We start from the raw sequence: 15,222 nt of genomic DNA, 5'->3' as shown, positions 1-15,222 counted from the left end.
ATGAAACATCGAATGATCCACGGCCTTTCCGAATGACTCGAATCGTTACGCGCGCCGCGTCACCTGTCGACGCCGAAATCCTCACCCGCCACGGCCTGCATCCGGTGCTCGCGCGCCTGTATGCCGCGCGCGGCGTGTGCATGCCCGACGAAATCGAAACCGGTCTCGCGCGGCTCGTGCCGCCTGCAACGCTCAAGGGCTGCGAAGACGCGGCGGCGCTGCTCGCCGATGCGATCCAGAACCAGCGCCGCATGCTGGTAGTCGCCGACTACGACTGCGACGGCGCCACCGCCTGCGCGGTCGCGGTGCGCGGGCTGCGCATGTTCGGCGGCCAGATCGAGTATCTGGTGCCGAACCGCTTTGAATACGGTTATGGTCTGACGCCCGAGATCGTCGCGCTGGCCGCTCGCAGCGCGTCGGGCAAGCCGGAACTGCTGATTACAGTCGATAACGGCATCGCCAGCGTCGACGGCGTGGAAGCGGCCAATGCGCTCGGCATCGACGTGCTGGTCACCGACCATCACCTCCCTGGCGACGAACTGCCGGCTGCACGCGCCATCGTCAATCCGAACCAGCCGGGCTGCACGTTTCCGAGCAAGTGCATCGCCGGGGTCGGCGTCATGTTTTATGTGCTGCTGGCGTTGCGCGCGGAATTGCGCCGCCGCGGCGCTTTCAGCGACGATTTCCCCGAACCGCGTCTGGACGGCCTGCTCGATCTGGTCGCGCTCGGCACGGTCGCCGACGTGGTCAAGCTCGACGGCAATAACCGCGTATTGGTCGCGCAGGGCTTGCAGCGGATTCGCAAAGGCAAGATGCAGCCGGGCATCGCCGCCCTGTTCCGCGCCGCCGCGCGCGACGCCCGCAGCGCATCGGGTTTCGACCTCGGTTTCGCGCTCGGCCCGCGCCTGAACGCGGCCGGCCGTCTGTCCGACATGTCGCTCGGCATTGAATGTCTGACCACCGACGACATCGGCTGCGCATGGGATCTCGCGCAGCAACTCGACACGATGAACCGCGAGCGCCGCGAAATCGAAGCCGGCATGCAGCAGCAGGCGCTCGAAGACCTGTCGGCAATCAACCCTGAAGGCACGACCACCATCACGCTGTTCAATCCGACCTGGCATCAAGGTGTGATCGGCATCGTCGCGGGACGGTTGAAGGAGAAATTCCACCGCCCATCGTTCACCTTCGCGCTCGCCGACGACAGCGGTCAGCTCGTCAAAGGCTCGGGCCGTTCGATTTCGGGCTTCCATCTGCGTGACGCGCTCGATCTGATCTCGAAGCGCGAACCGGGCCTGATCGTCAAATTCGGCGGCCACGCGATGGCCGCGGGTCTGACGATTGCCGCCGCCGACGTGCCGCGCTTTACCGCCGCGTTCGAGGCCGTGGGCCGCGAATGGCTCTCCGAAGAGGCGTTGTCGCGCACGGTCGAAACCGACGGCGAACTCGAAGACGCCTACTTCACGCCGCAATTCGTCGAAATGCTCGATGCCGCCGTGTGGGGCCAAGGCTTCCCGGCGCCGGTGTTTTCCGGCGAATTCGACATCGCGTCGCAAGCGCTGGTCAAAGACAAACATCTGAAACTGCAACTGGTGCGTGGCCGCCAGCGCTTCAACGCGATCTGGTTCAATCACACCGACACGCTGCCCGCGCGCACCACCGTCGCCTATCGCCTCGCCAGCGACACATGGAATGGCGTGGCGCGGGTGCAATTGATCGTCGAGCACGCGGCGAGCTGAAGCGGCTGACGGGTCGCGAGACGCGTGCCAAGCGCCAAAAATCACCGCAAAATCAACCCCAAACCCGCGCCGGATCGCTCACAAGCCTCCGGCGCGGGGCGCCGATCGGCTATAATTTCCCCTTTTTACGAAGCTATAAAAGATCGACATGGAAGCGGAACGTCTCAACGCGATCGAAGCCTCACTGGCGGACCTGCGCACGCGCGCGGACTCGCTACGGGGGTATCTTTGACTACGACGACAAAGCACTGCGTCTAATCGAAGTCAACCGGGAACTCGAAGACCCGGACGTCTGGAACGACTCGAAGCACGCCCAGGCCCTCGGCCGGGAAAAGAAGCTGCTCGACGACACCGTCGGCAAACTCACGTCGCTCGATAATGACCTGCGCGACACGCAGGACCTGTTCGACATGGCCCGCGAAGAAGACGACGAGGAAACCCTCATCGCCTGCGAAGCAGACGCGCAAGGCATCGAACAACGTGTCGCCGACATGGAATTCCGCCGGATGTTCGCGAACCCGGCCGATCCGAACAACGCCTTCCTGGACATCCAGGCCGGCGCCGGCGGCACCGAGGCGTGCGACTGGGCGTCCATGCTGCTGCGCCAGTACCTGCGCTACTGCGAGCGCAAGGGCTTCAAGACCGAAGTGCTGGAACAGACCGACGGCGACGTCGCGGGCATCAAGAACGCCACGATCAAGATCGAAGGCGAATACGCGTACGGCTTTCTGCGTACCGAAACCGGCGTGCACCGTCTCGTGCGCAAGTCGCCGTTCGATTCGTCGGGCGGCCGCCATACGTCGTTCTCGTCGGTGTTCGTGTACCCGGAAATCGACGATTCGATCGAAGTCGACATCAACCCGGCCGATCTGCGTATCGACACGTATCGCGCGTCCGGCGCGGGCGGTCAGCACATCAACAAGACCGATTCGGCCGTGCGGATTACGCACATGCCGTCGGGCATCGTCGTGCAGTGCCAGAACGACCGTTCGCAGCACCGCAACCGTGCCGAAGCCATGGCCATGCTGAAATCGCGCCTGTACGAAGCGGAAATCCGCAAGCGTCAGGAAGAGCAGGACAAGCTCGAAGCCGGCAAGACCGATGTGGGCTGGGGTCATCAGATCCGCTCGTACGTGCTGGACAACAGCCGTATCAAGGATCTGCGCACCAACGTCGAAATCAGCAATACCAAGAGCGTGCTCGACGGCGACCTCGATCCGTTCATCAGCGCCAGCCTGAAACAGGGCGTCTAAGCGCAACCGGCGCGGCATGCCTGACAGCGCCGCGCCGTTTCTTTGCATCTTTGTGCATCTTTGTGCATCTTTGTTATAGCGCCTGAGGTTTTTACTGACTGGCCACCCGCATGCGGACCATCCTGGTGCGGGCCACCGAATACCAAACCATCATGACCGAACCGACCCAGCCTAATGCGGCCCAGAATGTCGCGCCCGAGGTAGACGACAACAAGATCATGGCCGAACGCCGCGAAAAGCTGCGCGAGCTGCGTGAGCACGGCGTCGCCTATCCGAACGATTTCCGCCCCACGCATCACGCCGAAGATCTGCAAACGCAGTACGCCGGGACCGACAAGGAAGCACTCGAAGCCAATCCGCTCGAAGTCGCGATCGCCGGCCGCATGATGCTCAAGCGCGTGATGGGCAAGGCAAGCTTTGCGACCGTGCGCGACGGGTCGGGTCAGATCCAGTTTTTCATTACGCCGGCCGACGTCGGCCAGGAAACGTACGACGCCTTCAAGAAGTGGGACATGGGCGACATCGTCGCGGCGCGCGGCGTGCTGTTCCGTACCAACAAGGGCGAACTCTCGGTGCGCTGTACCGAACTGCGTTTGCTGTCGAAGTCGCTACGTCCGCTGCCGGACAAGTTCCATGGTCTCGCCGATCAGGAAATGAAGTACCGCCAGCGCTACGTCGATCTGATCGTCACGCCGGAAACGCGCAAGACCTTCGTCGCGCGCACCAAGGCGATGTCGTCGATCCGCAAGTTCATGGCGGACGCCGATTTCATGGAAGTCGAAACGCCGATGCTGCACCCGATTCCGGGCGGCGCGGCGGCCAAGCCGTTCACCACGCATCACAACGCGCTCGACATGCAGATGTTCCTGCGCATCGCGCCGGAACTGTATCTGAAGCGCCTCGTGGTCGGCGGCTTCGAGCGTGTCTTCGAGATCAACCGTAACTTCCGCAATGAGGGCGTGTCGGTACGCCACAATCCGGAATTCACGATGATCGAGTTCTACGCGGCGTACACCGATTACAAGTGGATCATGGACTTCACCGAGCAGTTGATCCGCCAGGCGGCGGTCGACGCGCTCGGCAGCGCGACGATCACCTATCAGGGCCGTGAACTCGATCTGGCCAAGCCGTTCCATCGTCTGACGATCAGCCAGGCGATTCAGAAATACGCACCGCAATACACGGACGCACAACTCAGCGACGACGCATTCCTGCGCACGGAACTGAAGAAGTTCGGCGTGGACGCATCGCAGCCGCAGTTCCTGAACGCCGGCGTGGGCGCGTTGCAACTGGCGCTGTTCGAAGAGACCGCCGAGTCGCAACTGTGGGAGCCGACTTTCATCATCGATTACCCGATCGAAGTGTCGCCGCTGGCGCGCGCGTCGGACAAGTTCGATGGCATCACCGAGCGCTTCGAGTTGTTCATCACGGGCCGTGAAATCGCCAACGGTTTCTCCGAGCTGAACGATCCGGAAGACCAGGCGGCCCGCTTCAAGAAGCAGGTCGACCAGAAAGACGCCGGCGACGAAGAAGCGATGTTCTACGACGCCGACTACATCCGCGCGCTGGAATACGGCATGCCGCCGGCCGGCGGTTGCGGCATCGGCATCGACCGGCTGGTGATGATGCTGACCGACAGCCCAAGCATTCGCGACGTGATTCTGTTCCCGCATCTGCGCCGCGAAGACTGATCGCCGCGTCGCTCGCGGTAACGACTCGCAAAAGAGGAACGCCCGGCTCAATACCGGGCGTTTTTTATTGCAGCTGCGAAAAAACGTAGAACCGTAACCTGACAGTTTGTAACCGTCGGTAAAAGGTGCGTATGCTCTACCAGTCCGCCGTTTTTCCAGCCTCCCCCGGACCCGCAAGGAATCAGGCACGCCGCCGCACCGGGCGGACTTCGACGCGCACGGGACGCGATGATTGCCCGGAAATCGTTACAAATTGAAACCCTCCGGGGATCGATTTGCCCGACACTGAGTCTCAATAACAGTCGACTCTGCTCCAGACGGAGGCCAATATGGATAATCCAGATACCAAATCCACGCAACAACGTCGTCTTCACCCGCTCGTCGCTACCGCTGCCGGTGCGGTGATCATCGCCAGTCTGGCCGCGACCGCGGCCGTCACGGGCCTGTTCCCGAAGGCGTCGAGCACCAGCGCGCAAACGGATCAAACCCAGGCGGCGCAAGTGGCCACCCAACCGGGTGTGGTCGATTCGGCGGCCCCGGCAAACACGGCGGCGCAGGCGCCTGCCCAGCAGCCCGCCCCCCAACAGGCGGCCCAGCAGGCGGCCCAGCAACCGGTGCCTCAACCCGTTCCGCAGCCGGCGCAGCAGCCTCAGTACGCCCAGCAGCAACAGGCCCAGCCGGCACCGCAATATCAGCAGCAACCATCGCAACCGGCGTACTGCTCAAGTTGTGGCACGGTCGCCGCGATCTCCGCGGTGCGTCAGGAAGGCCACGGCACCGGTATCGGTGCGGTTGGTGGCGCAGTGGCCGGCGGCGTGGTCGGCAATCAGTTCGGCGCCGGCAATGGACGTGCCGCGATGACCATCCTCGGCGCGCTCGGCGGCGGTCTCGCCGGTAACTCGGTTGAAAAACACATCCGCAGCACGACGTCGTATTCGGTGCGGGTGCGAATGGAAAACGGCAAGATGCGCTATTTCACCTATCACGACGCGCCGCCCTTCCAGCAAGGTCAGCGTGTGCGGGTCGAAAACGGCACACTCGTGGCAGCCTGAAGATTCTCCGGGCATTAAAAAAGGCGATTCCAATGGAATCGCCTTTTTCTTTCGCGCAGCGGGAGTGGACTCAGTAATCCGCGTCTTCGATCCATGCGGCCTGAATCGCTTCCAGGATCTTTTCGTTCGACCGGTTAGGGTCGTCGTCGAAACCCTCCAGCTCGGTAACCCAGCGGTGCAAATCAGTGAAGCGCACCTGTTGCGGGTCAATGCCCTGGTGCTTGTCAGTCAGGGCCATCGCGATGTCTTGCGTATCGGTCCACTTCATGGCTGCATCCTCCAGTTAGTGATTTTCCTTCGCGTGATTGATCGAGTAACGCGGAATTTCGACGACCAGATCCTGCTCAGCCGGCACCATGGCCTGGCATGACAGGCGTGACGCCGGTTCGAGCCCCCACGCCTTGTCCAGCAGATCGTCCTCGTCTTCCTCGGATGGCGTCAAGGCGGCGAAACCCTCACGCACGATCACGTGGCAGGTCGTGCACGCGCAGGACTTCTCGCAGGCGTGCTCGATTTCGATGCCGTTATCGAGCAGATTGTCGCAGATGCTCTTGCCGGGCACGGCATCGATCACCGCGCCTTCCGGGCACAGTTCGACGTGGGGCAGCACAACGATTTGAGGCATACATTTTCCGTTTGGGTCTGCGGCACGGCGGCCGCAAACAGGCTCCGTACCATTTTACTGACGCTGCACGGACTTTTTAAGTCCATGCAGCGCGGTTCATTGCGGGCGGCCGCGCATCACGCGACACACGCCGCAAGGCGCTCAGATCTCGTCGAGCTTGCGGCCGGCCAGCGCGCGGCGAATGCCCTTGTTCATGCGGCGGGCAGCGAATTCGTCGGTGCCTTCGGCGAGCGTTTTTGTCGCGGCTTCGATCGCATCGGCGTCGTCGCTTTGCGCGATGTTGCGCAACGCGGTGAGCAGCGCGTCGAGTTCGGCGCGTTCGCTGTCGTCGAGCAATTCGGCGTCGGCGGCGAGCGCCGCGTCGGTTGCTTCCACCAGACGGCGCGCTTCGACTTGCGCTTCACGCAGCGCGCGCGCGCGCATGTCGACTTCAGCGGTCGAGAAGCTTTCTTCGAGCATCCTGGCGACGTCGTCGTCGGCCAGACCGTAGGACGGCTTGACCACCACCGACGCTTCCACGCCGGAGCCCTGCTCGCGCGCGAATACGGACAGCAAACCGTCCGCGTCGACCTGATACGTGACGCGAATCCGCGCCGCGCCGGCCGCCATCGGCGGAATACCGCGCAGCTCGAAACGCGCGAGCGAACGGCAATCGCTGACGAGCTCGCGCTCGCCTTGCACGACGTGGATCGCCATCGCCGTCTGGCCGTCCTTGAAGGTGGTGAAGTCCTGCGCGCGGGCGACCGGAATGGTCGAATTGCGCGGGATGATTTTCTCCGTCAAACCGCCCATCGTTTCGACGCCGAGCGACAGCGGAATCACGTCGAGCAACAGCCAGTCGTCACCGTCGGCGCCGCGATTGCCCGCGAGCAGATCGGCCTGGATCGCCGCACCGAGCGCGACGACCTGATCCGGGTCCAGATTGATGAGCGGTGGCTGGCCGAAGAACGACTCGACCGCGCGGCGAATCACCGGCATGCGCGTCGCACCGCCCACCAGCACCACGCCCTTGACCTCTTTGGTCGTCACCTTGGCATCGCGCAGCGCTTTCTTCGTGGGTCCAAGCGTGCGTTGAACCAGCGCCTGAGTAATCGCCTCGAAAGTGGCCTCGTCGACCGTCAGATCGATCTGGGTGCCGTTCGAGAGCGTGGCCTGTACCTTCGCACCCGGCGCATCCGACAAAGCCTCCTTGGTCACGCGTACTGCATCGAGCAGCAGGCGGACGTCTTCAGGCGCGAGCGTTTGCGGCGCGATACCCGCCTGCTCCAGCACGTGGCGATACAGGGCGTGGTCGAAATCGTCGCCGCCGAGCGCGGAATCGCCGCCCGCCGCGAGCACTTCGAAGACACCCTTGGTGAGCTTCAGGATCGACAGATCGAAGGTGCCGCCGCCGAGGTCGTAGACCGCGTAGAGGCCTTCGGAGCCGTTATCGAGGCCGTAGGCGATCGCGGCCGCAGTCGGCTCGTTCAACAGACGCAGCACGTTCAGGCCGGCCAGACGCGCGGCATCTTTGGTCGCCTGGCGTTGCGCTTCGTCGAAATATGCGGGCACGGTGATCACCGCGCCGACCAGTTCGTCGCCCAGCGTGTCTTCGGCACGCTGGCGCAGCGTCGCGAGAATTTCCGCCGACACTTCAACCGGGCTCTTCACGCCGTCGACGGTACGGATTTGCACCATGCCGGGCGCATCGACGAAATCGTAGGGGGCATTCTCGGCGCCCTCCACTTCCGCCTTGCCGCGGCCCATGAAGCGCTTGACCGAGACGATCGTGTTGCGCGGATCGGTGGCGGCTTCAGCCTTGGCCTTGCGGCCGATACGGCGGCCGCCCTTTTCCAGGTAACGCACCACCGAGGGCAGCAGCGCATGGCCGTCTTCGTCGGGCAGCACGTCGGGCACGCCGCTGCGCACGGCGGCGACGAGGGAATTGGTGGTGCCGAGATCGATACCGACCGCGAGGCGCCGCTGATGGGGCGCCGGCGCCATGCCGGGTTCGGAGATTTGCAGTAAGGCCATCTGGATCTTCTCGGAGCTGCTTGGCCCCGTCCTGAATTTTCGCGTTGCTGGATGCGTTGCTTGAAGCGTTGCTAAATGCGTTTGCTACGTCTGCTCTGGCTGCGTATTCATGCGCGACGCTGGACCGCTAGTTTTCGAGCCGCTCGATCTGCGTACCGATTTCCGACGCCACCCGCTCGATGAACATCAACTGCCGCACTGCCTCGCCCGCCGCCTGATTCGCACCGCTGTCGAGCAGCGCGCCGAGCTTGTCGAAGCGCATGCGCTCTTCGTCGCGCAGTTCGGTCAGCAAGGCATCGAGCGCGTCGACGTTTTTCGCCCCGGCCGCGTCTTCGATACCTTCGCGCCACTCCATCTGCTGCATCAGGAACGCCGGCTCCATCGCCGTGTTGTTCTCCGCGCCGACGTCGATGCCGCGCAGGTGCAGCAGATAGGTCGCGCGCTTCAACGGATCGCGCAGCGTCTGATAGGCCTCGTTGGTGCGCGTCGCCCATTGCATCGCGATGCGCTTCTGCGCGTCGCCGGCTGCCGCGAAGCGGTCCGGATGCACCTGTGCCTGTACCGTGCGGTAGGCGTGATCGAGTGCCGCTGCGTCGAGCGCGAATTGCGCCGGCAGATCGAACAGGTCGAAGTGGCTGTCGTTCAGCGATGCCATCAGATAAAAGGAGTCCGTTCAGGAAAGCGCACCGGAGTGCAGGCTAAACACGCGGATGAAACTAAAAAGGCGGCACGCGCCGCCTTTGATCCGCTGCACGCGGAATGAGCCGCTTTACACGCGGAACGATTCGCCGCAGCCGCACTCATCCTTCACGTTCGGGTTGTTGAACTTGAAGCCTTCGTTCAACCCTTCGCGTGCGAAGTCGAGTTCGGTGCCGTCGATATAGGCGAGGCTCTTCGGGTCGACAATGATCTTCACGCCGTTGCAGTCGAATACTTCGTCTTCGGGCGCGAGTTCATCCACGTACTCGAGCTTGTACGCCAAACCCGAGCAACCGGTCGTGCGCACGCCTACGCGCAGCCCGACACCCTTGCCGCGGCGAGTCAGATACTTCTGGACGTGCTGTGCTGCCTTTTCGGTCAACGTAATTGCCATAGCGTTTCTCATTGCGCCGCGTGCCTTCGGCATTCATATGCCGGCTGACACGCCGCTACCCTGCCTGCATCAAATATCGCTCATGCCGGGCCGTGCATTTCTACCCGCACCGCCCGCTTCGACTCACTCGAACACGCTTATGCGTGTTGCTTGTCACCTTCGACGACCGCTTCACCGTGACGCTGCTTGTAATCGGCGACCGCTGCCTTGATCGCGTCTTCCGCGAGAATCGAGCAGTGGATCTTTACCGGCGGCAGCGCCAGTTCTTCGGCGATCTGCGTGTTCTTGATCGACATTGCCTGATCGAGCGTCTTGCCCTTCACCCATTCGGTGACGAGCGAGCTCGATGCGATTGCCGAACCGCAGCCGTACGTCTTGAACTTCGCATCTTCGATGATGCCGTCCGCGCCCACGCGAATCTGCAGCTTCATCACGTCGCCGCATGCCGGCGCGCCGACCATGCCGGTACCGACTGCATCGTCGTCCTTCGCGAAGGAACCGACGTTGCGCGGGTTTTCGTAGTGGTCCAGAACCTTGTCGCTATAAGCCATGATTACACTCCTTGATCCGTTTCAACCTGCAAATTGCAATTCGATAAATTCGACGTTGTCCGAACTGGCGCGTCAGTGCGCTGCCCATTGGATCGTCGAAATATCGATCCCGTCCTTGTGCATTTCCCACAGCGGCGACAAATCGCGCAGCTTCGAAATCTTGGTCTTCAGCAGGTTGATCACGTAATCGACGTCCTGCTCGGTCGTGAAGCGGCCCACCGTGAAACGGATCGAGCTATGCGCCAGCTCGTCGTTGCGGCCGAGTGCGCGCAGCACGTACGACGGTTCCAGTGAAGCCGACGTGCAAGCCGAACCCGACGACACCGCCACGTCCTTCACCGCCATGATCAGCGATTCGCCTTCGACGAAATTGAAGCTGATGTTCAGGTTGTGCGGGACGCGCTTTTCCATGTCGCCGTTCACATACGTTTCTTCCATTTCCGACAGGCCGCGCAGCAGACGGTCGCGCAGCATGCGGATACGTTCGTTTTCCGTCGCCATTTCTTCACGTGCGATACGGAACGCTTCGCCCATACCGACGATCTGGTGCGTAGCCAGCGTGCCCGAACGCATGCCGCGCTCATGACCGCCGCCGTGCATTTGCGCTTCGATGCGGATACGCGGCTTGCGACGCACGTACAGCGCGCCGATGCCCTTCGGACCGTACGTCTTGTGCGCCGAGAACGACATCAGATCGACCTTCAGCTTTTGCAGATCGATCTCGATCTTGCCCGTGGCTTGCGCCGCGTCGACGTGGAAAATGATGCCCTTTGCACGGGTGATCTCGCCGATCGCCTCGATGTCCTGCACCACACCGATCTCGTTATTCACCGACATGACCGAGACCAGAATCGTATCCGGACGCAGCGCGGCCTTGAACTTCTCGAGGTCGATCAGGCCGTCGTCCTTTACATCCAGATAGGTGACTTCGAAGCCTTCGCGCTCGAGTTCGCGGCAGGTGTCGAGCACAGCCTTGTGCTCGGTCTTCACCGTGATGATGTGCTTGCCCTTGCTCTTGTAGAAGTGCGCCGCACCCTTGATCGCGAGGTTGTCCGACTCCGTTGCGCCCGAGGTCCAGATAATTTCGCGCGGGTCGGCATTCACCAGCGCGGCGACGTTCTCGCGCGCTTCCTCGACCGCACGTTCCGCGTCCCAGCCATACGAGTGGCTGCGCGACGCGGGGTTGCCGAACTGCTCACGCAGGTACGGAATCATCTTGTCCACCACACGCGGATCGATCGGCGTCGTCGCGCTGTAGTCCATATAAATGGGCAGGTGGAGAGTGTCGTTATTCATCAATTGCTCCGGGGACGTCATTGCTCTGGCTTCTGGGTTCCTGATCAGGCTGCGGTGTGTTCAGACTGCCGCGCCTAGGAACTGGCCATGTTGAAAACTGAATTAGGCCCTTTCGGCACGACGCGGGCAGGTTCGACCGCCGGCGCCTCATTGCGGCGATCGCGCAACACCGCCGGCGCACCTTCGCGCGAGCGCTGCTGATCGACCAGATCTTTCAGGGAAACCGAATCCAGGTACTCGACCATTTTCTGGTTCAGCGTCGACCACAATTCGTGCGTCATGCAATGGCCGTCGTGCTGCTTGGTACCCTCGCACGAGCCCTTGCCGCCGCACTGGGTGGCGTCGAGCGGCTCGTCGACAGCGATGATGATGTCGGCGACGGTCACGTCTTCGGCGCGGCGGGCCAGATTGTAGCCGCCGCCGGGTCCGCGCACGGATTCGACGATTTCGTGACGACGCAGCTTGCCAAACAGCTGCTCGAGATAAGACAGGGAGATGTGTTGGCGCTGGCTGATACCCGCAAGCGTCACCGGGCCCTGCTCCTGGCGCAGTGCCAGGTCAATCATCGCCGTGACGGCGAAACGGCCTTTCGTGGTGAGTCTCATATGGTGTGGGAACCGCAATTCTCGACAAGTTTGGTCAAGTATAAATACATGAGTGAATTAGTCAAGTATCCCTACCGTGATTTGGGTCATTTGCTTAATTACTGGATTGCGCAGCCGACGCTAGCCGGCCACAGCCAGACTCATGCAATCAGTTGGGGGCGCAACGCCGCGATCAACCCACGGCAGGCCACTTCGCATTGATCCAGCACCTGCTCGAAGCCCTCGGCGCCGCCGAAATAGGGGTCGGCCACTTCTCGCGCGCCGGACCAGCGGCCGTCCGCTTCAGGCACGAACTCCATCAGCAGGCGGATTTTGTCGCGCTGCTGCGCCGGACAAACCTGGCGCAGTGCGGCGACGTTTTTGTCATCCATCGCGATCAGCAGGTCGAAGCGCTCGAAGTCGGCTGCCGCAATCTGACGCCCGCGCAACGCAGCAAGCTGATAACCGCGCCGGCCGGCGGCAACTTGCGCGCGCTCGTCCGGCGGCTGGCCGATGTGCCAGTCACCCGTGCCGGCGGAATCGATCAGAATCCGCTCCGCAAGCTTCGCCTCCCCGACCAGACGGCGCATCACGCCTTCCGCGGTTGGCGAACGGCAAATGTTCCCCAGGCAGACAAAGCAGATGGACACGGTTTTCATCAGAGGCTTTCGGACGCTGAACGCCCGCGGATCGACGGTTAAGAAACGGTGGCGCGATTATACAAAGCCGCGCCAAATCGCGCCGGAAGGCGGCCGCCTGGTTACTTAAGACTTAAGACGCTTCAGCTAGCGGCATTGCCGTGACGGCGCGCATGGGTTTGGCCGGCAACGTCGCCCTGCTATCGACCATGCCGTACGAGACGGCACGAGCCAGTTCCGCGGTCAGTTGATCGGCCGCGAGCGGCGCTTGCGACGAACGCATAGCTTCATTGCCGCAAATGTGCAGATAGGCTGCCGCAGCAAGCGGCACAACGATGGCGAGGGGCCAGTACACCGATATTATCTTTTTCATGATGTTGTTTCTCCGATTGGGGCTCGTACGCTCGTGACGCACTATGCCCAGTCGAAATGCTATAGGAATTCACAATCGGGAAAAACCCACAGGGACGAGATACAGCGTTGCTCTGGATGGAACAGTCCGTTGACCGGTTTGCCGTGCACAACGTTGACGTACGTCGTGGCGTAAAAGAAAAGTCCTTACAAACGCATACAAAGCTGGTGCGACGGTTGGCGATAATAGATGTCTTACAGAAATGAAAACTTCGCACTGGTCCCCAAAATGAAACGTATTGCTCCACTTGCAGGTCTGGCCGTTGCTGCCGCATTGCTAGGCGGCTGTGCCGTCTATCCTGACGGCACAGCCATGAACGGCAACGGCTATGGCGGCGGCTACAACGACTATGGCAGTTACGACGGCTACGCCACAGGCGTGCCGGTTGTGCCGCAAACCAGTGTCTACATGGGCTACGGCAATTACTCAGGGCCGGGTTACTACGACGGACCGGGCCGCTATTACGGACCGGGGCCGGGACCGGGATATCGGGGCTACCCGGGTTATCCGGATCGGGGCCGGCCGAATAACGGCAACTATGGAAACAACGGAAATCGCGGAGATAACGGCGGCTGGCATGGTCAGCCAAATGGCGCCGGTCCACGCGGGGGGCCGCCGCCTCAAGGCGCCGTGGGTGGTCCGAGAGGACCGAGCGGGTCGAATGCGCCACGCCCCGGCGCAGGCAGTCCGCCGTCGCCCCCGCCCCAGCAGGCAGGTAATGGCGGCGGGCGCGGCAACAGCGGCAATGCCTCGACTAGAGGTTCTTACGGCCGCCAGCCCGGCATGTCGGACCACTGACCCGGCAACATGGCGGGCAGGCGCAGGCGCAATCCAGCCGCACGCCTCGCCCGCTCAGCCAATATGGCTGCGTTGTGCGGCGTAAAGTTCTCTGAACGTACGGCCGACCGGCGCCGGCATGTCGCGCGTATTGGTCCAACCCGCACCACCCAACGGCAGTTTGGTGATCGAACGATTCCGGCCGCCCATTTGTTCCAGCACACGAACCGCCAGCTTGGTGAAAAGCGCATAAGCATCCGGGTGCAGCGCGAGGAAACCCCACACGGCAAGCCCTAGCCGCTCGCGCCACGGTCGCAGCCGGCGCTCGACCTGCTTCTCGCGCAGCTTGCGCAGCAAATCGGACAAGGGAATGCCCACCGGACATACGCTGTTGCATTCACCGCACAACGTTGCCGCCTGAGGCAGATCCAGCGCCTTGTCGATCCCGACGTAGCTTGGCGTCAGCACGGAGCCCATCGGCCCCGGATAAACCCAGCCGTAGGCATGACCACCCACCTTCTGATACACCGGGCAGTGGTTCATGCAGGCGCCGCAACGGATACAGCGGAGCATGTCCTGGAAATCGCCGCCGATCAGCCCCGTGCGGCCGCCGTCGACCAGCACCACATACATATGCTCGGGACCGTCCTGATCGCCCGCGCCACGTGGCCCGGTCAGCACTGAAAAATAATTCGAGGTTGCCTGGCCGGTGGCCGAACGCGGCAAGAGGCGCATCGCCGTCGCCAGATCTTCCAGCGTTGGCAACACTTTCTCGATGCCGGTCACGGCCACATGCACGCGCGGCATCACCGTGCACATGCCTTCGTTGCCCTCGTTCGTAACCAGCGCGACCGAGCCCGTCTCAGCCACCACGAAGTTGCCGCCGGTCACGCCCATGTCCGCGCTCATGAAGTGCGGGCGCAGCATCTCGCGCGCTTCGCGAGTCATGTCCGTGATCTCGGTCAGGCGAGGCCGGCCGTGCGTTTTCGCGAAAAGGTCGGCGATCTCGTCCTTATCTTTATGGACGACCGGCGCAATGATATGGCTGGGCGGCTCGTTGTCGTTGATCTGCAGAATGTATTCGCCCAGATCGGTTTCGATCGACTGCACTCCCATCTGCCCCAACACCTCGTTCAGGCGCATTTCCTCGGTGACCATCGACTTGGTCTTGATCACCTTCTTCACCTCGTGCCGGCGCGCAATATCGCCGACGAGGCGCGCGGCCTCCTGCGTCGTCTCGGCGAACAGCACCGTTACGCCGCGCCGGGCCGCTTCGCGTTCGAAGGTCTCGAGCCAGACATCGAGATTTTCCAGCGCGCGATTGCGGCGCTCCTTGAGCGCGGCACGGGTGGCGGAAAAATCGATCGCGGTCATGGACGCGGCGCGGGCCGACACGAACTTGGTCGACAGCTTGGTGAGGTTCTGCTGCAAACGCTGGTCGGCGAGTTTTTGGCCCGCTCGGGCCTTGAAATGCATCGATTGGACTTGCATGGCAGCC

Annotated in this window: 16 protein-coding genes; 5 read left to right on the top strand and 11 right to left on the bottom strand. The window is 62.4% G+C overall.

Annotated features, from left to right (window positions below; genetic code table 11):
• Window positions 1-32 precede the first annotated feature (32 nt).
• The 4 genes from recJ to GH665_RS07170 all read left to right on the top strand — a co-directional run bounded on the left by recJ (window position 33) and on the right by GH665_RS07170 (window position 5,735).
• A complete protein-coding gene (gene recJ / locus GH665_RS07185; protein ID WP_153135276.1) occupies window positions 33-1,739 on the top strand; it encodes a single-stranded-DNA-specific exonuclease RecJ in 1,707 nt (568 codons plus the stop codon).
• A 148-nt stretch (window positions 1,740-1,887) separates the two neighbouring features.
• A protein-coding gene (gene prfB / locus GH665_RS07180; RefSeq protein ID WP_153135275.1) for a peptide chain release factor 2 occupies window positions 1,888-2,992 on the top strand; the annotation gives its coding sequence in 2 pieces (ribosomal slippage) (window positions 1,888-1,968 and window positions 1,970-2,992; 1,104 coding nt in all).
• 152 nt (window positions 2,993-3,144) lie between these two features.
• Complete coding sequence (gene lysS / locus GH665_RS07175; RefSeq protein ID WP_153138281.1) at window positions 3,145-4,683, top strand: lysine--tRNA ligase; 1,539 nt, start codon at window positions 3,145-3,147, stop codon at window positions 4,681-4,683.
• 329 nt (window positions 4,684-5,012) lie between these two features.
• Window positions 5,013-5,735: a glycine zipper 2TM domain-containing protein gene (locus tag GH665_RS07170; protein WP_153135274.1), complete on the top strand. Its 723-nt coding sequence runs from the start codon at window positions 5,013-5,015 to the stop codon at window positions 5,733-5,735.
• Between the two features lie 70 nt (window positions 5,736-5,805).
• On the opposite strand, the gene iscX is transcribed toward GH665_RS07170, so the two are convergent.
• From iscX to GH665_RS07120, 10 genes are all read right to left on the bottom strand, one after another.
• Entirely contained in the window at window positions 5,806-6,003 is a 198-nt protein-coding gene (iscX, locus tag GH665_RS07165; RefSeq protein ID WP_028199498.1) for a Fe-S cluster assembly protein IscX, read from the bottom strand.
• A gap of 15 nt (window positions 6,004-6,018) precedes the next feature.
• Window positions 6,019-6,360, bottom strand: coding sequence for an ISC system 2Fe-2S type ferredoxin (gene fdx / locus GH665_RS07160; RefSeq protein WP_028199497.1), 342 nt, complete (start codon window positions 6,358-6,360; stop codon window positions 6,019-6,021).
• Window positions 6,361-6,501: 141 nt separating this feature from the next.
• Window positions 6,502-8,373, bottom strand: a complete 1,872-nt coding sequence (gene hscA / locus GH665_RS07155; protein ID WP_153135273.1) for a Fe-S protein assembly chaperone HscA — start codon at window positions 8,371-8,373, stop codon at window positions 6,502-6,504.
• Between the two features lie 127 nt (window positions 8,374-8,500).
• The gene (gene hscB / locus GH665_RS07150) at window positions 8,501-9,028 is read right to left on the bottom strand and encodes a Fe-S protein assembly co-chaperone HscB (RefSeq protein WP_153135272.1); all 528 of its coding nucleotides are present in this window, start codon (window positions 9,026-9,028) and stop codon (window positions 8,501-8,503) included.
• A gap of 114 nt (window positions 9,029-9,142) precedes the next feature.
• Window positions 9,143-9,466 (bottom strand): iron-sulfur cluster assembly protein IscA, encoded by a 324-nt coding sequence (gene iscA / locus GH665_RS07145; RefSeq protein ID WP_028199494.1) that lies wholly within the window; start codon window positions 9,464-9,466, stop codon window positions 9,143-9,145.
• Window positions 9,467-9,603: 137 nt separating this feature from the next.
• Window positions 9,604-10,017: a Fe-S cluster assembly scaffold IscU gene (iscU, locus tag GH665_RS07140; RefSeq protein WP_028199493.1), complete on the bottom strand. Its 414-nt coding sequence runs from the start codon at window positions 10,015-10,017 to the stop codon at window positions 9,604-9,606.
• Between the two features lie 72 nt (window positions 10,018-10,089).
• Window positions 10,090-11,313, bottom strand: a complete 1,224-nt coding sequence (locus tag GH665_RS07135; protein WP_153135271.1) for an IscS subfamily cysteine desulfurase — start codon at window positions 11,311-11,313, stop codon at window positions 10,090-10,092.
• A 74-nt stretch (window positions 11,314-11,387) separates the two neighbouring features.
• Window positions 11,388-11,918 carry a Fe-S cluster assembly transcriptional regulator IscR gene (iscR, locus tag GH665_RS07130; RefSeq protein ID WP_153135270.1) on the bottom strand — a complete coding sequence of 177 codons (531 nt, stop codon included), beginning with the start codon at window positions 11,916-11,918 and terminating at the stop codon, window positions 11,388-11,390.
• A 140-nt stretch (window positions 11,919-12,058) separates the two neighbouring features.
• Complete coding sequence (locus GH665_RS07125) at window positions 12,059-12,556, bottom strand: low molecular weight protein-tyrosine-phosphatase (protein ID WP_153135269.1); 498 nt, start codon at window positions 12,554-12,556, stop codon at window positions 12,059-12,061.
• A gap of 112 nt (window positions 12,557-12,668) precedes the next feature.
• Window positions 12,669-12,908, bottom strand: coding sequence for a hypothetical protein (locus tag GH665_RS07120; protein WP_153135268.1), 240 nt, complete (start codon window positions 12,906-12,908; stop codon window positions 12,669-12,671).
• A 267-nt stretch (window positions 12,909-13,175) separates the two neighbouring features.
• Between GH665_RS07120 and GH665_RS07115 the strand changes: the two genes are divergently transcribed.
• The gene (locus tag GH665_RS07115; RefSeq protein WP_153135267.1) at window positions 13,176-13,745 is read left to right on the top strand and encodes a hypothetical protein; all 570 of its coding nucleotides are present in this window, start codon (window positions 13,176-13,178) and stop codon (window positions 13,743-13,745) included.
• 54 nt (window positions 13,746-13,799) lie between these two features.
• On the opposite strand, the gene GH665_RS07110 is transcribed toward GH665_RS07115, so the two are convergent.
• Window positions 13,800-15,215, bottom strand: coding sequence for a lactate utilization protein B (locus tag GH665_RS07110; protein WP_153135266.1), 1,416 nt, complete (start codon window positions 15,213-15,215; stop codon window positions 13,800-13,802).
• Window positions 15,216-15,222 lie beyond the last annotated feature (7 nt).

It is taken from the genome of Paraburkholderia agricolaris, from assembly GCF_009455635.1.
In the GTDB taxonomy this organism is placed as follows: domain Bacteria; phylum Pseudomonadota; class Gammaproteobacteria; order Burkholderiales; family Burkholderiaceae; genus Paraburkholderia; species Paraburkholderia agricolaris.
Note: the sequence above shows the minus strand (reverse complement) of the source record. Positions and strands in the feature narration are given on the sequence as shown.